This is a genomic window from Streptomyces sp. C10-9-1, from assembly GCF_024497955.1.
Classification (GTDB): domain Bacteria; phylum Actinomycetota; class Actinomycetes; order Streptomycetales; family Streptomycetaceae; genus Streptomyces; species Streptomyces sanyensis.
The window spans coordinates 71,384-94,004 of record NZ_JANHKP010000024.1; the positions used below are offsets into that span (position 1 = coordinate 71,384).

Annotated in this window: 20 protein-coding genes and 3 pseudogenes; 13 read left to right on the plus strand and 10 right to left on the minus strand. The window is 69.2% G+C overall.

Annotated features, from left to right (window positions below):
- Positions 1–22: 22 nt before the first annotated feature.
- Genes NPS70_RS28810 through NPS70_RS28965 form a run of 4 tightly spaced genes read right to left on the minus strand, consistent with a single transcriptional unit; the run spans position 23 to position 2,268 of the window.
- Positions 23–592, minus strand: a complete 570-nt coding sequence (locus NPS70_RS28810) for a phosphoribosyltransferase family protein (protein ID WP_256527123.1) — start codon at positions 590–592, stop codon at positions 23–25.
- Positions 550–1,038, minus strand: coding sequence for a DUF6884 domain-containing protein (locus NPS70_RS28815; protein ID WP_256527124.1), 489 nt, complete (start codon positions 1,036–1,038; stop codon positions 550–552). The genes NPS70_RS28810 and NPS70_RS28815 overlap by 43 nt, the downstream gene beginning before the upstream one ends.
- Entirely contained in the window at positions 1,028–1,744 is a 717-nt protein-coding gene (locus NPS70_RS27315) for a 7-carboxy-7-deazaguanine synthase QueE (protein ID WP_256527125.1), read from the minus strand. Before NPS70_RS27315 ends, NPS70_RS28815 begins: the two co-directional genes overlap by 11 nt.
- Positions 1,741–2,268 carry a 6-pyruvoyl tetrahydropterin synthase family protein gene (locus NPS70_RS28965; RefSeq protein ID WP_374212063.1) on the minus strand — a complete coding sequence of 176 codons (528 nt, stop codon included), beginning with the start codon at positions 2,266–2,268 and terminating at the stop codon, positions 1,741–1,743. Before NPS70_RS28965 ends, NPS70_RS27315 begins: the two co-directional genes overlap by 4 nt.
- Between NPS70_RS28965 and NPS70_RS27325 the strand changes: the two genes are divergently transcribed.
- Positions 2,170–2,832, plus strand: a complete 663-nt coding sequence (locus NPS70_RS27325) for a DciA family protein (protein WP_374212064.1) — start codon at positions 2,170–2,172, stop codon at positions 2,830–2,832. The genes NPS70_RS28965 and NPS70_RS27325 overlap by 99 nt on opposite strands.
- Positions 2,833–2,859: 27 nt before the next feature.
- Here NPS70_RS27325 and NPS70_RS27330 read toward each other — a convergent pair whose 3' ends face one another.
- From NPS70_RS27330 to NPS70_RS27340, 3 genes are all read right to left on the minus strand, one after another.
- Positions 2,860–3,336, minus strand: coding sequence for a hypothetical protein (locus NPS70_RS27330; protein WP_256527127.1), 477 nt, complete (start codon positions 3,334–3,336; stop codon positions 2,860–2,862).
- A 121-nt stretch (positions 3,337–3,457) separates the two neighbouring features.
- Positions 3,458–4,186 (minus strand): DUF4231 domain-containing protein, encoded by a 729-nt coding sequence (locus tag NPS70_RS27335; protein WP_256527128.1) that lies wholly within the window; start codon positions 4,184–4,186, stop codon positions 3,458–3,460.
- Positions 4,187–4,387: 201 nt separating this feature from the next.
- Positions 4,388–4,525 carry a hypothetical protein gene (locus NPS70_RS27340; RefSeq protein ID WP_256527129.1) on the minus strand — a complete coding sequence of 46 codons (138 nt, stop codon included), beginning with the start codon at positions 4,523–4,525 and terminating at the stop codon, positions 4,388–4,390.
- Positions 4,526–4,953: 428 nt separating this feature from the next.
- On the opposite strand from NPS70_RS27340, the gene NPS70_RS27345 reads away from it, so the two are divergent.
- Positions 4,954–6,116 (plus strand): IS3 family transposase gene (locus NPS70_RS27345; protein ID WP_256527130.1). Its coding sequence is split into 2 segments (ribosomal slippage): positions 4,954–5,238 and positions 5,241–6,116, totalling 1,161 coding nucleotides; the frame shifts between segments, so codons are not numbered across the junction.
- A gap of 255 nt (positions 6,117–6,371) precedes the next feature.
- Here NPS70_RS27345 and NPS70_RS27350 read toward each other — a convergent pair.
- Positions 6,372–6,626, minus strand: a complete 255-nt coding sequence (locus NPS70_RS27350; RefSeq protein WP_256527131.1) for a hypothetical protein — start codon at positions 6,624–6,626, stop codon at positions 6,372–6,374.
- A gap of 580 nt (positions 6,627–7,206) precedes the next feature.
- Entirely contained in the window at positions 7,207–7,620 is a 414-nt protein-coding gene (locus NPS70_RS27355) for a hypothetical protein (protein WP_256527133.1), read from the minus strand.
- A gap of 973 nt (positions 7,621–8,593) precedes the next feature.
- On the opposite strand from NPS70_RS27355, the gene NPS70_RS27360 reads away from it, so the two are divergent.
- The 8 genes and pseudogenes from NPS70_RS27360 to NPS70_RS27395 all read left to right on the plus strand — a co-directional run.
- A complete protein-coding gene (locus NPS70_RS27360) occupies positions 8,594–9,469 on the plus strand; it encodes a hypothetical protein (RefSeq protein ID WP_256527134.1) in 876 nt (291 codons plus the stop codon).
- A gap of 176 nt (positions 9,470–9,645) precedes the next feature.
- Positions 9,646–10,266: a helix-turn-helix domain-containing protein gene (locus NPS70_RS27365; protein ID WP_256527135.1), complete on the plus strand. Its 621-nt coding sequence runs from the start codon at positions 9,646–9,648 to the stop codon at positions 10,264–10,266.
- Positions 10,266–12,347, plus strand: a complete 2,082-nt coding sequence (locus tag NPS70_RS27370) for a hypothetical protein (protein WP_256527136.1) — start codon at positions 10,266–10,268, stop codon at positions 12,345–12,347. Before NPS70_RS27365 ends, NPS70_RS27370 begins: the two co-directional genes overlap by 1 nt.
- Positions 12,347–13,057 (plus strand): helix-turn-helix domain containing protein, encoded by a 711-nt coding sequence (locus NPS70_RS27375; protein WP_256527137.1) that lies wholly within the window; start codon positions 12,347–12,349, stop codon positions 13,055–13,057. Before NPS70_RS27370 ends, NPS70_RS27375 begins: the two co-directional genes overlap by 1 nt.
- Before the next feature lie 1,585 nt (positions 13,058–14,642).
- Positions 14,643–14,912, plus strand: a complete 270-nt coding sequence (locus tag NPS70_RS27380) for a helix-turn-helix transcriptional regulator (RefSeq protein WP_256527138.1) — start codon at positions 14,643–14,645, stop codon at positions 14,910–14,912.
- Positions 14,913–15,071: 159 nt separating this feature from the next.
- The gene (locus NPS70_RS27385) at positions 15,072–15,917 is read left to right on the plus strand and encodes a DUF6083 domain-containing protein (RefSeq protein WP_256527139.1); all 846 of its coding nucleotides are present in this window, start codon (positions 15,072–15,074) and stop codon (positions 15,915–15,917) included.
- 155 nt (positions 15,918–16,072) lie between these two features.
- Positions 16,073–17,560: a UvrD-helicase domain-containing protein gene (locus tag NPS70_RS27390; RefSeq protein WP_256527140.1), complete on the plus strand. Its 1,488-nt coding sequence runs from the start codon at positions 16,073–16,075 to the stop codon at positions 17,558–17,560.
- A pseudogene (locus tag NPS70_RS27395) lies at positions 17,539–17,670 on the plus strand (pentapeptide repeat-containing protein); the annotation flags it as partial. The gene NPS70_RS27390 and the pseudogene NPS70_RS27395, both read left to right, overlap by 22 nt.
- On the opposite strand, the pseudogene NPS70_RS27400 reads toward NPS70_RS27395, so the two are convergent.
- Positions 17,632–17,808 (minus strand): annotated as a pseudogene (locus tag NPS70_RS27400) (cytochrome P450); the annotation flags it as partial. The pseudogenes NPS70_RS27395 and NPS70_RS27400 sit on opposite strands and share 39 nt — an antisense overlap.
- A gap of 222 nt (positions 17,809–18,030) precedes the next feature.
- Here NPS70_RS27400 and NPS70_RS27405 point away from each other — a divergent pair.
- The 3 genes and pseudogenes from NPS70_RS27405 to NPS70_RS27415 all read left to right on the plus strand — a co-directional run.
- Entirely contained in the window at positions 18,031–19,449 is a 1,419-nt protein-coding gene (locus tag NPS70_RS27405; RefSeq protein WP_256527141.1) for a hypothetical protein, read from the plus strand.
- Positions 19,446–20,246 carry a hypothetical protein gene (locus tag NPS70_RS27410; protein ID WP_256527142.1) on the plus strand — a complete coding sequence of 267 codons (801 nt, stop codon included), beginning with the start codon at positions 19,446–19,448 and terminating at the stop codon, positions 20,244–20,246. Before NPS70_RS27405 ends, NPS70_RS27410 begins: the two co-directional genes overlap by 4 nt.
- 3 nt (positions 20,247–20,249) lie before the next feature.
- Positions 20,250–22,621, plus strand: a pseudogene (locus NPS70_RS27415) (hypothetical protein); the annotation flags it as partial.

Here is a 22,621-nt window from a genome sequence, read left to right on the forward strand (position 1 = left end):
GGACGGGCGTTGGCGGTGCCGCTCAGGTACGGGTCCCCGGCGGCATGGAACGGCTGCAAAGTGCGGTGAGCGGGGGCAGGGCTTCGATGCGGCCGTGCTCCGGCTCGGACTCCCACGGGAAGTGGACCCAGTCGGCGACGTCCCAGCCCCAGCTGTCGAGCGGGTAGTCGCAGCCCTCGTTGCGGCAGAGCACGGCCGTGCGGATCTGGGACGGACTCACCGCGGTGGTGAGCATGTCCGCGACCGCGCGCAGGGTCGCCCCTGAGCCGCAGATGTCGTCAACGACCAGCAGCGGGGCCGAGGCCGGCAGCGCGGCCAGGGCGTCCTGGTTGTGCTCGTGGTCGAGGAGGACCCGGCCGGTGGCAGCCTGCTGGATGCCCTCGAGTTCGTTGTGGCGCGCCCGGACGACGACGGCCGGGACGCCGAGCTCGCCGGCCACGGTCTCGGCCAGGCGGACACCTCCGCGGGCGATGCCCAGGACGGCTGCCGACCGGTGCTCGGCTTCCTGCTCTGCGATCAGGCACGCCGCGGCGAGGAACTCGTCCGGGGTCAGCTGCCAGACGCGGCGGTTCTCGAAGATGCGGTTGTCCACGGCCAGCTCCAGGAGTCGAGGACGGCGTGGATGTCGGTGTGCCGTTCCATGGGGTCGGTGATCAGGTGTGTTCTGGTCACCGGGACCGGGCCCAGCACCTCGGCGTACGGGCGCTCCATCAGCAGGAGCGCCTCGGAGGAGGGGAAGCGGGCCAGATGCCTGCGCAGGACCGCGGGCGCCGTGCCGGCCAGAACGCGTGCCCGCTCCTCGGTCATGGGCTGCTCGTACGTGGCGACCGGCGCAATGGCCGTGACCAGCCCGTACAAGGCGGACAGCACCAGGACCCGGGACCGCAGCCCACTGCGCTCGGAAACCCTGTCGCGGATGAGCGGGACGACCCATCCCTCGTACAGGTCGAGCGCGGGAACCGGGTCGGTGGTCACCCGCTTCTCCTTGCAGCACGCCACGACCACCAACCCGCCCGCGCCGGCGGGTTCAGCGGCCACGCTCGTCACCCCACAGCAGCACGTGCAGGCGGGTGCCGAGCCGGTAGCCCTGCTCGCGCACCGGGCCCTCCAGAGTGCGCATCCCCGCGAGGATCGCCTCCGGGTCCGTGCCCTCCGGCATCACCGAGATGTCGGTCAGCCCGTAGGCCGCCTCCAGTGCGGCGATCTCCGCCAGCTCGGCCGGCTCGGAGACGACGAACTTGAAGCGGGCCCGGCCGGTGGCGACGAAGGCCCGCAGAACGTCCGGGCGAAGCCGTCGTGTCTCCGGCATCGCCGCCCCGAACCGGGACAGCTTCGGGGAGACGTTGAAGGACGGTCCGGCCGCCACCAGCGGCTCGGAGGGGGCGATGGTGCCGTTCGTCTCGATCTCCACCATCCGGCCGGCGGCCCGCAGCCCCTTCACCAGCTCGGTCAGCCCGGCCATCTGGATCAGCGGCTCCCCGCCCGTGATGACCACCAGGTCCTCCGGCTGGGCCAAGGCCCACACGAGCAGCTCCTCGATGCCCCCGTAGTGGGTCTCGGCGCGCAGGTCGAACCGTTTGTGGTCCCAGGTGTAGGGGGTGTCGCACGGCGAGCAGATGAGGTTGCACAAGGCGAGGCGGATGAAGCACGCGGGCATCCCGGTGCTGGAGCCCTCGCCCTGGACTGTGCTGCCGAACTTCTCCGAGACCCGCAGGCGTAAGCCGGCGTGTTGCAGCGTGCTCACGACGCGCCTCCCACGTACTCCGCCCAGCTGGTCTCCGTCTCCGAGACCCGCACGCACGCTCCACCCCAGCCGGCATCCCCCATGTCCCGGTCGGCCAGCCACTGCGAGAAGTGCCGGGCGAGGTTCTCCGAGGTCGGGTTCAGCCTGGGGATCACCTCGTTGAGCACCCTTCCGTGTACGGCGCCGCGCAGGTGGTTCCGCAGCAGCACGGGGACATCCCCGAGCCGGGGCACAGCGGAGACGGGCACGCTGAGCACGTAGGAGTGGCCGTGCAGACGCCCGCACGGATGCCCGTCGCGCAGCCCGTGCAGCTGGTGCGACGCCTCGAAGGCGGCGAACGCGGAGACCGGGAGCGCCGCACCGGCACCTCCGTACGGCGGGACGGCCGCGAGCCGCTCGGGCTGGGCGCCGCGATCACGATGATGATGACCGAACGCGGCCTGGTCGCCCCAGCCGCCGGCGGCAGCGTCCTGACCCAATGGGAGACCATCCTCGCCGCGGCCGCGCCCGAACTCGCCGGGCACGTCCAGGCGGTGAAGTTCGACGCGGACACCGGCCGCCTGGACGTCGCCCCCGACGCCCCGGCGTACGGCACGAAGGTCCGCTGGAGTGCGCCGAAGCTGATCGCGGCCGCCAACGAGAAGGCGCCCGGGGCGAACGTGCGCACCGTGCACGTCCTGCCACCCGCGCCCGGGAAGCCCGGCCCCGCCACGGCGGCCGCCGACCCGGCCTCGCCTCCGCCCGCACCGGCCGCGCCCGCGCCGCGTCCTGCTCCGTCGGCCGGCTACCGCCGCGCGCTCGCCGCGCACCAGGAGGCCGCCGGGCCGCGCCGGGTGGACCCGGCCATCGCGAAGGCGGTGGAGCGGCAGGCCGCCGCGATGCGGGAGCTGTCCCGGAGGGCGTTCCCCGAGCCCGACGTCGTGGTGCTGGAGGATGCGCCGGCCCCGATCGAGCAGGCCCGCGCACAGCGGCGCCGTCAGGCCGCGGCGACGGAGGCCGCCGCGCTGCGCCGGGCCCGTGCCGAACGAGCCGGAGCCATCGCGCCCTCGGTGCCCACCTCCCGGCAGAGGGCCGGTGAGGTGGCGTGATCGACCACGCGGGGAGTCGCCGCAGTCCTACCCGCGGGTCGCGCTCACCTGGGCCATCCGCTCGTTGAATGCCTGGATGTTGGCGCGGACCATCCGCTCCTCGATGATTTCGCACGCGCTGAGTGCTGCCGCGATGCACAAGCGGAAGAGGTCTCGGTCGTCGCCGTCCAGTAGCCGGTGACCTCCCGTCAGGGCGATCCATGCCGACAGCCGGCGGGGAGAGCGGTCGCAGTGCGCGGACCACCAGGACGGCAGGTTCGCGGCGAGCCGGTCGCTGTACGCCGTCGATGGGAAGAGCGCGGGGGTGTTGTCCAGCAGGGCTGCTTCCGCGCGGCGCAGGAAGTCAACCGCCTCGTCCTCGTCCATGTTCTCGTCCCCCAGGCACGCCAGGACGATGCCGAAGTAGGGAACGGACAGCAGGACGCCGTCAGGCCAGTCGGCGGGGATCTCACCGAAGGTCTCGGCGAAGGTCTCCATCAGGACGGTGTTGGGGTCATGGTGCACAGCCCACATGTACTGCCTGGCCTGGACCGTGAAGGGAAGAACACGGCGGCCGGGGGAGCGGATCGCCCGTACGAGTTACCCCCACGGTGCCCAGTCTCCAACGACCGGTGGTCGCCTTCCCTCAGGCCGCTGGCGGCTGACCAGTAGGCGCGGCCTGGTCGGCGGGCTGGTCCAGCTGCTGCTGGCGGCGCCGCTGCTCGTTGCGGTGTTCTTCGACCCGCTGGGTGAACAGCTTCAGTGCCTGCTGCTCCTGATCGGCGTCGAAGTCGCTGTAGGGGCCGACTCCGAGGGTGAAGGCGTTGGCCTCCTCCTCGATAGCGTCGGCGGTCTGGAGCAGGAAGTAGCTGCGCTCGCGGTACTTGTAGTAGCCGGTGAAGGCGGCGGCCAGCGTGACGGTGAAGCCGATGGCGACGAGCGTGATGTTCTGCCAGGTGAACTGGTTGCGGGTGTCGAGAGCGGCGACGGTGGTCGTGGACGCGGCCCCGATCATGATGAGGTTCTGCAGCATGTTGTGGATGAACCGGTACTTGCGGCTGTCCGTCCGGTGCTGCTCGATCACCCCGGCCACGTCCTCGCGGTAGAGGCTGCGCCGCTCCTTCAGCGTCGGGTGGATGAGCGCGCTGAGGAATCGTAGGGCCTCACGGTTCGTCGCGAGCATGTCCTCGAGCTGGGCCAGGCTCAGCTGGCCGCGGGGAGGCGCGGCGATCCAGGCGGCCGCGCCGGAGACTAGCGCCACCACTGCGCAGGTGATGTCCACCCGGAGGAACCGGGAGGGGGTGCCCCAGGTCAGCACGGTCCACAGCAGGCCCGTCAGGACCGCACCGCTGGCCACGGCCAGGGCGACGCCCATCGTGTGGATCCTTCTCCTGCGTCGCGTCAGGTCCCGTTCCGTCTGCCTCACGTTGTGCCGTAGCTCGCGCAGCGAGGAGTGTCCATCGGCTTCGGCCTGTCGTTGTTCGGCGCTCAGCTGGTCATTGGCGGCGCTGATTCGGCGGGGTGCATCGTCGTCAAGGCTGCGGGCCACGGCTTCGGTCCTCTCGTCTACGTAGGCTCAGCGGGCGAACGCTTCGGTCCGGCTGATGCGGTGGCCGTCCTCTTCCATCAGTACGACGGTGACGCCGAACGGGTCGGGGTGGTCCAGCTTGATGGGGGTGAAGGAGAAGGTCACCGCGGCCTGGATCGGAGGCATCAGTTCGCCGCCGGGCCGCGGCGCGGGGCGCCGACTTCCAGTCGGGGGCGAGGGACGACCAGCCCTCGGGACTGCGTGGCAGGAGCTGCTCGCTGTAGAGGAACTGGTGCAGGACGTGCCCGCCCGGGGTGGTGAGCACCATGTTCAGGCACGGCGCTGGGCCTACGATCGGCAGCTCGCAGGCGGTGGCGATGTCGTGGGTCTCCCAGGTGTTGCGGCTTGGTTGAAGGTGAGCAGGGCAGCGAGCTCTGGGCTGGGCATTGCTCACTTTGCTGAGCGGAACCGCTGGTAGCGGCCTGCCGTAGTTGGCCTTAACTTGCCTTGGATGGACTCGAGAGTAGAGCTGTTGGCCTGCGTTTGGGTCTGCCGCACGATCGGGTGACATCTGAAGTGGCTTGCCCTGTAGGGCAGGTGGGAAGGATGTCGCTGTGCCCAAGCCCTATCCGGAAGAGTTCCGCCAGGACGTCGTGCGGGTCGCGCGAGACCGCGGCCCGGGTGTGACGGTCGAGCAGGTCGCCACCGACTTCGGGGTCCACCCGATGACGTTGTGGAAGTGGATGCGCCGGGCGGACATCGATGACGGGGCCAAGGCCGGGACCACCAGCCAGGAGAACGCGGAGCTGCGGGAGGCACGTCGACGGATCAAGCTGCTGGAGCAGGAGAACGAGGTCCTGCGCCGGGCTGCGGCCTATCTGTCGCAGGCGCATCTGCCGGGAAAAGGATCTACCCGCTCGTGAAAGAGCTGGCCGCGGACGGAACGCCCGTCTCGGTGACGTGCCGGGTGCTCAAGCTCGCCAGACAGCCGTACTACCGCTGGCTCGACAAGCCGGTGGCCGACGCCGTCCTCGCTGAGGCGTATCGCGCGAACGCGCTCTTCGACGCTCACGGCGAGGACCCGGAGTTCGGCTACCGGTTCCTGGCGGACGAAGCACGCAATGCCGGAGCCCGGATGGCCGACCGGACCGCGTGGCGGATCTGCCGCGAAAACCGCTGGTGGAGCGTGTTCGGCAAGAAACGCGGCCTGGGTAAGAAGGCCGGCCCGCCGGTGCACGACGATCTCGTGAGCCGCAACTTCACCGCGAGCGGCCCGAACCGGTTGTGGCTCGCCGACATCACCGAACATGCCACCGGCGACGGCAAGCTGTACCTCTGCGCGATCAAGGATGTCTTCAGCAACAGGATCGTTGGCTACTCCATCGACGCGCGGATGAAGTCCCGCCTGGCCGTGACCGCTCTCGAGAACGCCGTGGCCCGGCGTGAATACGTCGACGGGTGCATCCTGCACAGCGATCGCGGCTCGCAATTCCGGTCCCGGAAGTTCGTCCGGGCGCTCGACCGCCACCGGATGGCCGGATCGATAGGGAGAGTCGGGGCGGCCGGCGACAACGCGGCCATGGAGTCCTTCTTCAGCCTGCTGCAGAAGAACGTCCTCGACCGCAGGAAGTGGGCCACCCGCGAGGAACTGCGGATCGCCATCGTGACCTGGATCGAGCGGACCTACCACCGCCGTCGCAGACAAGCCGCACTCGGCCGACTGACCCCCGTCGAATACGAGACCGTCATGACCACACCGGCCCTCCAGGCCGCGTGACTCAACCTGTCACTCGAACTTGCACCAGACCCTTTCTTGCTCCGCTAGCTGGTGCGGGCTGCGTTGCTCACATGGAGCGGACGCTGCGCAGCTTTACCGAGCCGCCGGTGTAAGTGGTCGGTGATGCAGGCCGACTTCGGCAAGCGTTGCGCCCCCCGCGGGTGGTCCCCGAGGTACAAGGGAGCCGTCCGGCTTCAGACTTTCGAGTCGCAGAGAGGGGCCATGGACGCTGCCTACACCGTCCCGTTTAGCGGGTCATTCCGGGATCCATCGGACGCTGTAGCGGGCCTGGAGTTCGTCGGCTGTCATGCCCTGTCGCTGCGCGCGTTCCTGCTGCTCGGCCGCCAGCTGAGCGGCAGACGGTCCGAAACCGGGAGGGGGAGAGGCGTCATCTAGAGCGAGAGCGAGGGCGGGTGCCACCCAGTCCGTTTCGCTGCTGTGGACCGGACCGAAGGGGGCCGGTCCGAGGCCGACGGCACCTACAAGGTCGGGTGATCCGCTTGTGGCCATGAACGTTCCCGTGCGGCCATCGGGGAGAGCCAATCGGCCTGGCGCGGCGTCGTAAAGGTCGGCGTCTGTGTCCGTGTGGATACTTCCGGCCCATGAGGTGTCCCGGCCGTATGCGAAGCCCGGCACCGCCTCGGGGTTGAGATTGAGTACCAGGGCGGCGACTACCGGTACCTCGCGTCCATCGGCGAATGTGACCGTGCCCTCACCGACATACCGGGTCTTCCCGTCTTCCCACGGCATTGCAGCCCCCTTCGATGAGCACTGGGACGGAGATCGTTCCTCATTGGCGTGAAGCGGGCAACCTCCCTTACTGCAGGACACCGCCACCCTCTGCTACGTGGCATACGTGACCGAAGGCTGCGCAGCCGGGTGACCAGCGGTCGCTGCTTGCTCCAGAGCGGGCGGCCTGCTGGCGTCTGCCGCGCTGGCCGTCTGCCCGACCCCACCATCGAGGACCTCCCACAGACAATCGATTGCGTGTGCCGCAGCGTGCCCACATCAGTAACGCCGCCCGCCGAAACGAGAAGGCATGGGCAGCCCCTAATGCTCCCGCACCCAAATCGTCCGCTACGTTTCCCGCCTAGCTCCTCGTGAGCGACGTGGCGCCGCCGGAGCCGGGAACATGTGCCGAGCCGAGCAGCTCGGAGAGGTTCGCCAGATCCGGGGGAGTGATGACGATTAGCTTGATTCCGGTGTGCAGGGCGAGCTGTTGCTTGGTCCGGATTTTCGCGAGGTAGTCGTCGTTCGTCAGGCCCGCGTACTCGACATACGTGCCGTCGGCAAGCTGCCAGTCGGCCCGGAGGCGGCCGTGAGCGTTGAGCTCTGGATGAGCAGGCCAGACCGGTTCGATCTGATGCTCGACACCATGCAGGCTGAGCCAGTCGTCGACCGTGCGCTCGGCCAGAGAGCGGCAGGGATGGCCGTCGGCCGCTGTGCAGTAGGTTCCGCGGGCCGGCCGCCAGGCATCAGGGACGATGCTCGTGGCACGCAGCACCTCGAACCAACTCCGAACTCCAAAAGCGCGGCGCAGGGCTGCGGCCGCGCGGGCAGCCGACCATTGCGCTGACGATCGCATCCCGCTGCTCGGCCGGAAAGTCAAGAGGAACGGGGCGACAGGCAAAGTCCTGCGGCGGTGCGGCGCCCAGGACCGCCGCGAGGTCGGTCAACGCCTGTCGCCCGGCGCGTTGTGTCACAGCACCATCACGTCCCTCACGGGCCCTGGTACAGCACTCCTTGCACCAGCGTGCGGGACCGAACTGGCGGATGATCCACGGATTGAGCTGTCCAGCCGTGAACTCGGCCTGGCACAGGGGACAGGTCTGCGGCGGTGCGTCTGGCCAGGACCGGCGGGCACGAGCAGCGTGGAAAGAGCCGTACATGACAGCGTGCTCGTAGACGACGTCGGGCTGGTCCCGAGAGGTGTGGCCCTGCCCGATCAGCTTGCGCCGGGCAAGGTCATGCATGCTTGCGGCGAGTGCCGGCAGACGTGTGAGGAGACGCCGCGGGCACACCCATGGCCACATTGCCCCGTACGTCTCGATCAGAGCATCGACCAGATCATCGCCGGACCCGGTCCATACTGCGGCGAAGCACGCCTGATCGGATTCGTTCCATCCGTAGGGATTGAAGCCCCCTTCCGGGTCTGCGAACTTGAAAGACCAGTCCCGGTCGCTACCCCGGATTCCGGATCCGGTACGCATCAATCCCGCCCCTCACGTGGACCCAGGTACACATCGCACCACCTACAGATCAGACGCCAGCCATCTGCCTGGCACCGTGGAAGGAAAACTTCTACCGCAGTACTCGGGGCAGGTCGGCATCAACGTACTGTTCGAGCTCCCGGGCCCTGTGCTCCGCCGACCCGACCGGTACTGGTGTCCGAGCGGGGTGAGAGGATTTCCATTGTTCGCGAGGGGAGCGACGGCTGCTGCGGCGAGGTGGCGTGGTGGTTTGCAGGGGAGGGACGCATGAGGTTCGTTGTTCTGTCCAGCCGGCGGTTCCCGACGGACGGCGGGCCTCGTGAGTGCGTCCTGGTTCCGGACTCGTGGAACGACTTCGGCTTTACGACCCTGTACGACCTGTGGTTCAGGGAGGCCGCCGGCGGGACCGCGGAGTGCTTGGGCAAAGTCAAGATCGCGCATGCCGCTCTCGAGGCTCTGGAGCGCCCTCTCGAAGCAGTCGAGTTCGAGACGCTCGACGACCTGGGCGTTGACCGGGACTGGTTTTCTCTGGGCCAGGACGATGCGTACTACGAGAACATCCGGCTCCTGGGGGACCAGGTTCGCCTGGAGATTCTCCGCGGCTTGAACGACCTCGCCCTCAGCCCCGACATCATGGAATCGGCGCTCCAGCACGACGTCACCGATGTCTCTCTCTTGCGGACTGTCGAGGTACGGACCGTCGAGACCCAGTTCCGCCGCATTGCTCAGGGAGGCCCTCGCCTCACCCGGTACGCCTTCGCCTACTACCCGCCCTCCGACGATGCCGCGGATGATCTGTGGTGCGATGCCGAGCCGAGGAAGTTCGACTTTCTGGTCATGCCGCACTCTGCGCCCCCGACCAACGTGCATGTGCTCATCGGCCGCAACGGTGTTGGCAAGACCACCACGCTGGGCAACATCGTGCGAGCGGTCGTCCGTCCCGGAGCCGATGACGACAGCGTCGGCACCGTCGTCGTCGACAGGGATGAGGTGCCGAACCCCTTCCCGGCAAGATTTTGGTCACAGCACCGGACGGCTTCCGCCGGGTGCGTCGACTGCCGCCGCCTTCGCACTGCGGCGCCAGCTGCACCGCCTGGTGATGAGCCACCCGCGGTTGAGTACATCGAGGACTTCGCCCGGTGATGCGCATCTACGACATCGCCGGCCAGGGCCGCTGCAGAGCCCTTTGTACGCCCGGCATCCGTGTGCGTCAGGTCCGTGCAGGCGCCGCCGATGTGAGGAGTTGGAGCGATGCCCGTCGCCCGCTAAAGTATGTGCTGAATCAGATATCTGATTCAGCACATACGGAGGGGTGGGGCGTGCTTCTGACGACCGGGCAGGCCGCCGCTGAGCTCGGCATGGCCATCACCACGTTCCGGCGCCTCACCCGCGCGAACCTGATCCCCGGCGCAACCTCCCAGGGTGTGCGGGTCGTCGTGCCGCTGGAAGCGGTCCAGGCGCTGGCCACACGGAACTGGGCCCCGCTGCACCGTCTTGCCGTGCGCGAGCTGGCAGTTCTGCGGGTCGAGCCGGCCAAACCGCAGGACACTCGGAACGGCGACGTCGACAGTCCGGGAACCGGGTTCTCGGCCGACCTGGACGAACAGGTCGTGCTGGACCGGCTCACAGGATGGTGGCGCTGCGACGCCCGCAGCGTCGCAGCAGGCCGCGTGCTTCCCGTGACCGTCGCCGGGTACGTCGTGGCCGTCCTCACCGGTCTGCAGCACTGGGAGAGCAACGGCCGAGGACGCCACCGCTTCCCCGACATGCAACTCGCTGGCTACGTCACCGACCTCGCCAGCCCCCGCATCCACATCACGGCTACCACCGACGAAGACCGCGACGCCGCCGAACTGCTGCTCGCGACCCGCCTGCCCTCCGAGTCCGGCGGCCCGATCGCCTACGTCTCCACCCACCACCCCGACCTCGAGGGATCGTGATGGACGCCAAGACCTACAACGCCGCCCTCGTCGAACTCCGCGCGGACCGAGACGAGATCAAGAAGGCCCGCGCCGCTCTGGCCAGGCTCGAAGCCGCCCGGGACAAGAAGATCCGCACGCTCGCCGCTTATGAGAAGGCGAACGCGGAACGCATCGCACCTGCCGCGGGCCTCAGCCTCGCAGACATCGTCGCGATCGCCCCCGCACTCGCCCCCGAGCACTTGGCCGAGTCCGCAGCCAACGAGGAGACACTGTCCGCTGACGCCACGGGCCGACCGGCCCAGCCAACCCAGACCACTGAGCCTGCCGCGCCCGCAGCACCGACGAAACCCTCCGCCTCTTCCGTTCCGGAGCCGACCACTGCCCCCTCGTCCGCGGCCGTGAACACACCCATGACCGGGGCCACGCGAGAACTGCCCTCGATCCCTGAAGGCCCCCAGGGAGACCGGTGGTTCGCCCACACCCCGAACCTTGCCTCCACCCACCCGAACTTCACCCAGCAGGCCCGCTCCACCGTCTTCCTCGACACCGCCACCGGCACCCTGGTCCACCGCGACCAGACCCTGCGCCTGAACCTGCCCGACACCACGGCCGCGACCATCCTCAACGCTGTCTTCCACGCCATCCCCGAGGGCACCGAGCGGATCTTCATCACCGCAGGAGACCCCTGGCACCACCAGGCCGACCAGCACCCCTTCCTCAAGGACGCCGTCGCCGCCTGGCTGAACGCCCCCATCCCCGGCTGGCGCACCGACACCGGCCGCGGCAAGGACAAGATGGCCGGCCACTTCGTCCACCCCCGCAACCCCGTCGCCCGCTACCAGAGCGACAACGGCGCGTTCCACGTCGAAATCCGCTCGGTGGGGGAGTGGTTCGACCCCGAAGACGCCGACCCCGCCACCGTCCGCGACGCCTTCGTCCTCCTGTGGAAGACTCTGCGCGCGCACTGGAACGATGCCGTCCTGATGGGCTCGCCCTCGCAGACCGGGCGCGACCTGTGGACCCGCACCATCCCCACCCGCGGTCAGCACGCCGACGGCTACCCCGTCCTGTCCGAAGAGCTCCGCGGCCTGCTGCACGCCACCGCCGGCCAGGGCCGCACCGAACTCATCACCCCGCCCTCTGTGCCCGAGCAGCTTCCCGCTCTCGTCGAGTACGACCGCACCTTCGCCTACGCCAAGCACACCTGGAAATCGCCCGTCGGAGCCCCCCGCCGCATCACCGCCGCCACGTTCGCCTCCTGGAGCGAGAAGGAACAGATCAAAGCCCTCTACGGCTGCAGCCACTGGCACGTCCGCGTCACCGTCCCCGACACCTGGAACCACGTCGGTATCCTGCCCGCCCCCGCCCTTGGCGACCGCGCCTGGCACTACCCCGCCCAGCCTGGCGCCACCTTCACCACCTGGGCCGGCGGCCCCGAAATCCACACCGCGCTGAGCAACCCGATCCAGCCGTGGCGCATCGAAATCCTCGACGGCCTGCTCTTCGACGACGGCAAACCCCTCGACGACTGGTCCAAGAAACTCAAGGAAGCCTGGTCCACCCTCGCCGCCCAGGCCGACCTCCACGGCGACCCCAACCAGCGCACCGCTGCCCGCCTCGCCTCCCGCGCCGTCCGCTCCCTGCTCCTGTACGGCATCGGCTCCTTCGCGCAGCGCCCCCGCATGGTCACCGGCACCACCCCCCGCACTCACGAGCGCGATGTCCCCGCGGACGCCGAGATCATCGGCTTCACCGACGAACAGATCACCTGGCAGCGCCCCACCGGCTTCTCCCGCGATCCCAACGCCCACCCGGAATGGGCTGCCGCGATCTGGTCAGGGGCCCGCGCCGCCCTGCTGTCCCAGCGCCACCGCGAGGACAACATCCACGCCGGAGCCCTCCACGCCCCGCCCGGGAGTGTCGTCGCCTTCCGCACCGACGCCGTCTACCTCACCACGCCGCAGCCCTGGCCCTACCGCGGTCAGCCCGGCGACTACCTTCGCAAAGGTCACCTCGCCGGCCCCATCACTGCCCCGACCACCGAAGAAGAACTCCTCACACTGCGCGACGCCGGCCGCATCGCCCTCAAGGAGGCGTGATGCCACCCCGCACACCAGCCGGAACCCTGCAACGCAGCGAAGCCGCTCACCTCGCCGACCAGCTCCAGGCCGCCGGGTTCACCAAACGCGACATCGCCCGCATCATCGACCGCGACCCCTCCCTCGTCTCCCAGTTCTACACACGCCACAAAGGCGCCGCCTTCGTCCCCGCCCTCACCCACGTCCTCGCCGCCGTCCAGAGCGCAGGCATCACCGACACCACCGAACTCGCCGCCATCGCCGCCCCCCACATCACCCGCCGCACCACTAGTTCCGGCACCCGCGCCCGCGTGCGCACCAAAGCCCTCCTCATCACCCCCACCGGCACCGGCACCGGCCGCGCCGGCGCCCAAGCCATCGCCTCCGGCGCCGCACGCCTGCGCCCCCTGATCGCCGAAGCCGCCCGACAAGACCTGCGCCTCGCCTTCACCGTCCGCCTCGCCAAGACCGGCTACGTCCACCCTTCCGGCAGCCGCACCGACTCACCCGGCATCCGCCGCGACGTCGTCCAACGTGCCGACCACACCGAGGAACGCTCCTACGGCTCCGCCCAGACCGGCGGCTTCGACGCCCGGGAATTCGCCAGCCGCACCGACCACGCCGGGGGAGACGTCACTGCCGCCGTGCACCAATGGCTCGTGGAGACGGGCCGCATCCACCCCACCGCGCACATCGTCCACCTCGAGGTACGCACCTGGCGATCGCGGTAGTGCTGCCGGCGGACAGTGCCGCGACGCGTCGCCGGCCGTCCTGGCCGAAGAGGCCCGTCGCCATGCCTGGGCGGCTGAGCCACGCGGGGCACAGACAACTCGACGGACATAGTCGTTTCGCAGCGGGTGTCCTGGTTCGGCGGCACAGCCCAATGGACTGGCCTGCGTGCCAAGGGCGGCGGGGCTCAACGCCTGGGAGCGGAGCCGTTGCATCTGCGCTCAGGACGCTGACCTGGGAGTCCGGGCGGATCCGGCTGCCCGATCCGGGCGGGTGTGCGGCGCGGCGCGAGCGTGGATTCGCTCTCATCTGACGTCGGTGTCCGTCGTGCTGGCCGATCGAGCGCCACGCGGCGACTCGCGTACGTCGCCGGCGGCCCTGGGGGGATTGAGGCCTCGCGCTGACGCGTGGGGAGGCGATGTGCTCCACACCAGGTCCACGGCATCAGGGGCGAGCTCCCAGAACGTGACGGCGCGCTGGCTGGCGAGCAGCGGGAGTGTGCCGATCAGTCCGTCATGTGACAGGCCGCAGCGGCGGGCGAGTTGGTCGGCTTCCGCTCGTCCGGCCGTCTCGCCGTGGGGAGTGTGTGCGGCGAGTGCCAAGGCGAGAAGGCGTGGGGCCGGGGCGAGGCGAGCGACCAGACCGCTTTGGATCACCCGCAGGGCCCAGTCGGCTGCCTGACGGCGGCGTCGCGAACCGAGGCTTCCGACAAGAGGGTCGGTGAGCCGGCCGGCGATGGTGTCGCCGTGTCCCGAGTACGGGCGGATCCAGCCGCTGTCGGCGAGCTCTTGCCCGGCGGTTTCGGGCTGAGGGAGTCTCATGCCCCGGACCAGCCCACGGGGGAGCTGCAGATGGCCGTGCGGGTCTGCCCGCAAGACGCATTGCAGAGCGAGGATCCGCCCCCGCGGACTGACTCTTTGGGGAAGTGAGGCGGCGAGATAGCTGAGCATGTCGCGCACCAGGGCCTGCTCGGCACCCTCTGTGCGAGTCGAGCCCCTGCCCGGGCGTCGGGTGGGGCGCAGGGTGGCAGTGAGTGTGGTGTCGGGGACGATACTGGCGTCCTTCATGGCGTGGGCGCAGGCCGTGCACGTGTCGGCGAGTCGCCACAGCCGCCCGCCGTGTTCCCGGGAGAGGACGAGAAGCAGCGGGCCGTCGCAGCCGCGGTGGCGCGGATGCCAGCGACAGCCCCGTTCATGGCACTGGCATGTCCGCAGGTGCTGGGGGAGGAGCGAGCAGCGGGCGTGCCGGGCCAGGTGGGCAAGGGCTGCCGACCGTGCGCTGTGGCCGTGGAGGGTTTCGGGAGCGAGGGCGCATTGAGTACAGACGAGGAGCGGTCCCTGTGGCTGGGGCCGTAGTTCGATGGTCCACGTGCGGGGCGCCGGCGGGCGTGTGGTGCACAGCCTCATCTGCCGCTGGTCTCTTTCTGCTCGGCCCCGTGGCCTGGCGTCCCAGGGAAGCGGCCGCGGGGAGTGGCATGACGGCGGCACCGTAGTGCAGACCTCTGCCCTTCCGCTCGGAATGCCATCTACACAAATAGGGCAGAGGTCTGCACTGACAGGGCAGGGGTCTGCACCGTGCGATGGACGGGTGACGATCTTGCCGCCCGACCCCGACCCCGACCTCGACGCGCTGCGCCAGGAACTCGCGCGCCTGCGAGGCGACCGCGGCTGGAGCTACGACGAACTCGCCACCCGAACCGGCCTGTCCAGGCGCACCCTCATCGAGATCGAGCAAGGCCGCACCATCGGATCCCTCGCCACCTGGCACGCCCTCGGCCACGCCTTCGACGTCCCCCTCGGCGGCCTGTTCGCCACCCTGTGCACCGGCCACGACCCCCCCGGCAAGAGTCCTGCATAGCCCCCGACCGACAGCCCCCCGAGGATCACCCGAATCGGTCACCGGGCGGGAACTGGCGACCGAACCCCCGAACGCCCATACCCACCTGTTGGGCCGGCCGGGGGAAGACGGCAGCGTGGACACCCTGAACGTGGCGCGCCGAGTGGAACCTTCACGCCCATGCACTCCACCCACCGCCCCACGCCACGCCACTGGGACGGCAGCCCCGTCGTCTCGCACCGCCGCCGCGTCCTGACCATCGCCGCCAACTGCCCCAGCCGCCTGCTGCACATCGCCCAACGCGGAGCGTGCCGAGACTGCGGCAACCGAATCGACTGGCACACCACCACCGACAAGCAGCCTGTCGCACTCCATCCCATGGAGCTCCCTGCCAGGGCCGTCCCGGAGCCGCTTCGCTGGCATGTCGCCTCCGGCATCGCGCACCCCGCCGACGACGCCAGCGGATGGTGCCGCACCGCCCACACCATCCTGTGCCCGGCACGCGCCGCACCCCAGCCGCCGTCACCTGCCCTCGACCACCTCCGTCGACGCCTCGCCCTCCACACCCGGCGACTCCTCGACACCGGAGCCTTCACCCCCCGAACGCCGCCCACAGCACCCGGTGCGTGCCGGCCAGAGCGCCCGGTCGTCCAGCTCCTGTACGGCCGATACCTCGCAGCCCACCCCATCGACGACATCCAGTGCGTCGCCCAGACCCGCCGCCGCACCCGATGCCACCAGCCCGTCCTCGACCCCGCTGCACCCGGACACTGGATCCTCACCCCCGCGGTGCTCCGCAGACACCGCCAACTGGCCCTGCCTGCCGTCGATATCGCTGTCTACGACCTCGGCGGCCGGCCGTACGCCGAGCAGGTGCGCTGGCGCACACAACGCTGTCCCATCCATGCCGCAACGACCGGGGCAGCCGACCTGGCCCTCGCCGAATGGGAGCCCTTCGACCCGATCAAGCACTACGCCCATCTCGCCACCCGCCTACCACGGGCCGTTCGCCGTACCTCGGGCTGAACCCACAAGCCCCCTCATCGCCGGCATCCCCGGTTCCTGGCGCCGGGCGACAGATCGGCCGCGGCACTCAGCCGCTTTCCCGGCCCGCCGAGCCCGCGACGCAGCCGTCCGTGCCAACCATCCCCCCTCTGTCCCCGCCAACCCGGAGCCGCGACGTGTTCACCCCGACCGACGAACAGGCCCACACAGCCGACCGCTTCCGCGCCGGTGACCACATCGCCCTCCAAGCGGGCGCCGGCACCGGAAAGACCTCCACCCTCGCATTCCTCGCCACCGCCACCAGACGCCGCGGCCGCTACCTCGCCTACAACCGGGCCATCGCCCACGACGCCGCCACCCGGTTCCCGACCACCGTCACCTGTAAAACCGCCCACGCCCTCGCCTACGCAGCCCTCGGCCACCGCTACGCCCGCCGACTCGACGCACCCCGACGCCCCGCCTGGCGCTCCGGCCAGGACCTCGGCATCACCACAACCGTCCGCATCGGCGACCACGACATCTCGCCCACCACCGTGTCCAACACCGTCCTGCGCACCGTCACTCGCTTCTGCCACTCCGCAGACCCCACCATCACCGCCAACCACGTTCCGCCCCTGCGTGGACTCGACGACCCCCAACTACGCGGCCATCTCGCCGAAACCGTCCTGCCCTACGCCCACAAAGCCTGGGCCGACCTGCAGCACCCCGACGACGGCGCAGTCCGGTTCGACCCCGACCACTTCCTCAAGATCTGGTCCCTCACCGACCCCAAGATCCCCACCGACTACCTCCTGCTCGACGAAGCCCAGGACACCAACCCCGTCGTCGAACACATCTTCAACAACCAGCGCGGTCACGCCCAACTCGTCATGGTCGGCGACTCCGCCCAGGCCATCTATCACTGGCGCGGCGCCAAAGACGTCATGACCGGCTTCGACGGCACGAAGCTCGCTCTGTCCCGCTCGTTCCGCTTCGGCCCTCACCTGGCGTGCGAGGCCAATAGGTGGCTCGCGATCGCCGACGCCCCCATCCGCCTGACCGGAACCGACACCATGCCGACCGAACTCGGCCCCGTCCCCCAACCCGACGCTGTCCTGTGTCGCACCAACGTCGGCACCATGAAACACGTCATGAGCCACCTCGCCGCCGGCACGCCCGTCGCCCTCGTTGGCGGCGGCGACAGCCTCCGCACACTCGCCCTGGCAGCGCGCGACCTCAAAGAAGGCCGACGCACCCACCACCCCGAACTCGTCCTCTTCCCCACCTGGGGCGCCGTCCAGGACTATGCAGCCCACGATCCTTCCGGACGCGACCTCCAACCCCTGGTCGACCTCGTCGACACCCACGGCCCCGAAGCCATCCTCACCGCCGTCAACCGCCTCACCCCAGAACACCACGCCAAGGTCACCGTCTCCACCGCCCACAAAGCAAAGGGCCGTGAGTGGGCACGCGTGAGAATCGCCGACGACTTCACCCCGCCCAAGGACACCGACCGGCAAGACGCACACGGCCGCCCCATCCCCGGCCCGATCGACGACAGCGAAGCCCGTCTCGCCTATGTTGCCGTCACACGCACCCGAACCCGTCTCGACATCGGAGGTCTTGCCTGGATCCAGGAACACCCCGACGGAAACCCACCGGGGATCTGCGCGACGCCGACCTGACCGGTGCCTTCTTCCTCACCCAGCCCCAGCTCAACGCCGCCCGCGGCAGTGCGGACATCCGGCTGCCGGAGTCAGTCACCCGCCCCGTGCACCGGACGGCGCAGCTCTGACAGCGCCTCGTCGACGGCCGTCCCGGCAACCGCCCTGGCGGTCACCGTGCGCCGCTCCAGATGCAGCCGCAGGCCCTGCGGCATCAGGGTGAGCCGTTCGGTGACCCGCAGCCGGTAGTCCGGGTCGGGCCGCAGGTCAGGGTAGTCGTGACCAGGAGCGTTTCGTTGGGATCTCGGCCAGCTTGACTGTCGACTTTAGCCATCCGCGGCGCGTTGTCAGTGCTCCCCCTTACCGTTTAGAGGGTGGCTGAAGGACTTGCGAACTTAGACACTGGATTCGCGCAGCGCATCAAAGCGCTCGCGTGCACTGCGCCCCTACACGACCTGGACGCCCGTAAGTCATCCGTTCAGTCGGCTGACTTGACTGCCTACCAGATGAGCGAGCTTGGGCTGCACGCGATCGATCTGGTGACTCTCGCGATGGATTTCGACGCCGGCGCTTCTCCGGAGCGGACCGTTGAAGATCTGTCCCGGTACGCCGCTGATCAGGCGCCGGACCGCTCTGCAGCTGAGCACGAGCACGCCGCTGGGTGGGTTCTTGAGAACCTGCTCAACGTGGGATCGGCTGATCGCGGCTTCCGCGCGGTCTACGGGATGACGGGTACCGACGGACGGTACGAGCGGCGTGATTTCGACTTCCGCCTTCTCGAGGAGGTTCCGGGAGCCGACGGCGGGATCTATCTGCGTGCTTCGAACGAGGCGGTCAATGTCCTGGTCGGTGCGCTGGAAGTTGACATCGAGTCGGCGCAGATTGCCGCGGATGTGCGGCTGGAGACGCTGATTCGGCGCGGTCGGCTCTCAGACGCGCAAGCTGCTGCTCAGGCCGCGCGGTACCGGACGATCCAGTACGGCGAGATGCTGCGTCAGCGGCTCGAGGCCACGAGCCGCGACGTGCGTACGGTGGACTGGCTGACCGCCATGCCGACGTTCATCGCGGAGGCGCTTGAGCACATCGAGGCCCGCTGCCGGGCGGAGAACGCCATCTTGGTGAACATCACAGAGGCGCGTGACACCGCCGATACCCCTGTGCGCAAGCAGCAGGCCGCTGCGCTCGTCGGGATCGTCCGCGATTGCCTGCGACGTCACGAGCAGCTTCAGGCAGCACTCCAGAACGCCGGTCGGCGCTTTCGGGCTGAGCAGGACCGGCAGACGTTCGCACCGCAGCCCATGCGGGCGGACCTCGACCTCCACGCTCAGCTCCTGCAGCCGGCGCTCGCCTTGCCGGTGCGCGACGCCGACGGGGTGCTCGCCGCTTACTTCACGCGGGTCGTGGGACTGGCCGTGCGCCCGGCGTTGCGTTTGGCTGACCTCTTTACCCTGCTGGTGACTCCTCCAGCGGTCCGCGAGGCGCTGGGCAGCGAAATCGAGGAGCCGGAATTGTCCGAGGTGGCAGAGGTGCCTCGCTTCCCGGAGGAGTGCTACGAGCACCTGGAGTGGTTGCTGGACCTCGACGTGGAGGCGCCGCGACGTCTGTCCGGGCTGCTGGAGGAAGCTCGAGAGCTGCATCCTGAGCTGCCGCTGCTCGTGGTGGTGCGGGTGCTCGCCCTCGCAGCGCAAGAAATCGGCCCGGCCGTCCGGCACGGCGCGTCTTCCGTGCTTCTCGCCGTGGACGACGGCACCGTGCTGAGTGATCCCGAGTTCGCTGGCGCCGATCTCATCGTTGCCCGAGCCGGATTGATCACTCCCGCCGAGGGCGACGGCGCAGGGCCTGAAGGGGCAGTCGTGGGAGCCCTCTCCCGAGATCTGATGCCTGCCGGGCGGGAAAGGGGGGCTGCATGAGCGCCGCCGACACCGCCGCCGAAGCCTCCCGCCTCGTCGGTTTCGGCCTACGGCCCAAACTCGTCCCCTCCCGCGACGATGAATACAGGCGGCTGGTGCGGCGCTTTCGGAGCGACGACGAGTTCGCCACCGTCACCGCCGCCGTTGCCCGAGGACTGGACCTGGTCATCCTCGAGGTCACCGAGCGGACGGGCGTGGTCGTCGCTTCCACCGAGGAAAGCGTCTTCGCTATCCGGATGACCGACTATGCGCGTCGGACCGGCGGCGATGGGAAAGCACACGAGCGGGTGCTCCACGCCCTGGCCCACCTGGGCGCCGCCACCCTCGCATTCCCACGCCCGGCAGACCTCGCCGACGAAACCTACCTCGGCCGGATCACCGCACAGGGAGTCGAAGCTTTCGTGCGACAAGCCTCCACCGCTCTGGCCGAAACCGCCACGGCGGAAGGAGCGGACACCGACCCATCCAGCGACCGACCGGGCCTGGAGGCGGTGTGGAGGGTCTATAAGCGCCGCGCCCAGACCGGGGCGACCGGCGACGGACGCAAACTCCATACCTCGACGACCGGCATCGTCAGCAAGGCCCTTGCCTTCCTCGCCGATCAAGGCCTGCTGGTGCGCACCGGCGACGCGCGAGGCGGCACCTACCGAACGACGCCGCGCTACCGGGCACAAGTCCGGGAGGCCGGCGCAATCATGTTCGACGAGCTCCTGGCGCTCGGCATCACCGAGATCACTGACGGAACAGGCACGCTGACCGCCGTCGAATGGTCACCCGACGACATCGCCAAGCTGTAGGGGATGACTGTGTACGAACTCAACCGCGTCCGCATGTTCGGCGTCGGCCCGCGCGGTGCCCGTTTCACCGACGTCACCTTGAATCTCGCCGACGTGGGCCAGCCCATCGGCGGGGGGACGCTGTTCGACGCCCCTCCACGCCGCCCCAGCCCCTACAGCCTCCTCCTTCTGGAAAACGGCGGCGGCAAGAGCGTCCTGCTCAAACTGCTCTTCTCGGTCATCCTGCCCGGGAAACGCAACACCCTCGGCGGCGCGTCCGAAGTTCTGGAGAAGTTCGTCGTGGGGGAGGACGCGGGACACGTCGTACTGGAGTGGATGCACGTCAAAACCGGCGAACGCATCGTCACCGGAAAGACCTACCAGTGGCGACGCAAGCGCACCAGCGACGGCCGCAAGCTGGGTGAGGCATGGTGGTCGCTGCGCCCCAATCCCGCCGTCGAGGTGTCCACGCTCCCTTTCACCGCCGACGGCCGCCGCCTACGACTGGGCCACTTCCAGGAAGCGCTGGAGGAGATCGACCGCAATCACCCAGCCACTCAGCTGGCCTGGATCGGATCCCATCAAGGGGAGTGGCTCGACCATCTGCGCAGCCTGCGCATCGAACCCGAGCTGTTCGCCATCCAGCGCCAGATGAACGCAGACGAAGGGGAGGCGGCCAGCGCGTTCAAATTCAAGAGCAGCAAGGAATTCGTCGACTGGCTCCTCACGATCGTCATGGACCCGGCCGACGCCGTCAGCGTGGCGGACAACTTCGACAGCTACGCCACCATCGTCGGCGATCGATCCGCGATGTTGATGGAGCGCGACTTCGCCGAAGGCGCCGTAGCAGCGCTGCACCCCTGCGGCGCGGCGCACACCACGGCGATACAGGCGCGAGCCGCGCTGCAGCGCACGGAGGAAGACATCCACGCGTTCGGTGCCCAACTCGCAGCGCGCCATGACGCTGAACGGACTGCCGCCAGACGGCTGACTGGTGAGCACGCCACAGCAGTATCCGAAGCAAGCGCATCCGAAACCGACCGCGACCGGACGCGTGACGTCGTCAACGAAATCCGCCGTCAGACGATTGCCTTGGAACTCGCTGCCGCGGAGGAACAGCAAGACGCTGCGCAGCTCGCACAAGCAGCGGTCGAGCTCGAGCTGGCTGGCTGGACGGCATCCGAGATGGTCGAAGCCCGCGACCAATCAGTCGCTCACGCACGCGCGCTCGAGCGACAGATCGCCGACGCCGAGGAGACTGCACGACCCGCTCTGGCCGCACGCGACGCGGCCGCGGCCCAGCTGCTGGCGAAACTCCACAACGCGGCAGCCCATGACCATGGGCAGGCACGAAAGCTCAATCAGGAAGCTGAAGAGTGCAAGCTGACCGCTAAGAAGGCGGACGAGCAGCGCACTGCCGCGCTGCGGGACGAGGAGAAGGCCCGCAGCGCACAGCAGGCAGCCCTGGCCGAAGTCGGGGAAACGGCCCGCGCAGTAGCCCAGGCCATTTCCGACAATCTCATGCCGGCTGGCACAGACGTGCCCGCTGCAGCCCGGGAAGCCCGCGCGAGAGCAGACCTCCTCAAGGACACGCTTGCTGCCACAGAACGCAAGGCCGCAGAGGTCGCACGGGAGTTCAAGGACGCTCAAATCCGCGCCAGCGAAGCCGCCGGGGCGCTGCTGGAAAAGGAGCGTGAACAGCAGCCGATAGCACAACAGTTGAAGGATCTGACCGCCCGGGCTTCTCGACTGGCCGCCGATGACGTGCTCGTCGCGGCCCTGGCGGTAGACCGTATCGACACGGAGACCCTCGACGCATCGGCGGAAGCACTCGCCGGTCAGCTTGCCGAAGACATCGGCTCACGTGAAGAACGGCTGGACGGCCTGCGCGCTGTACAGAACGGCGACCACCGTGTTCTCACCGCGCTGGGCGACGGCGGCCTGCTGCCGGCCAGACCCGAGGTCGAGGCCGCCGTCGAGGTTCTGCGGGACTCAGGCGTCGCCGCCCACACGGGCTGGCAGTACCTGGCGCAAAATGCCTCCGCCAGCGAACGCGTCACCCTCATCGCGACACATCCAGAACTCGCCGACGGAGTCGTGCTCGTCGACGCAACACAGCTTCCCCAGGCCCGCACCGCCATCAAAGCGGCAAACCTGCTGCCCGCAGCCGCGATCGCCGTCGGCACCGGTGCGCAGCTGCTCACCGCAACTGAGCCGACCTCAGCCCGCTTCGTGCTCGAGACCAACCCGGCCATGTTCGACGAGGAAGCCGCCGAGGCGCGCAGGGCGGAGCTGCGCGAGGACATGAAACGCCGCGGCCAGGAGATCGCGACACTCACCACGGCGCTGAACCGAACCCGCGACGTCGCCGCCGAACTCGCTGCCTGGCGTAAAGC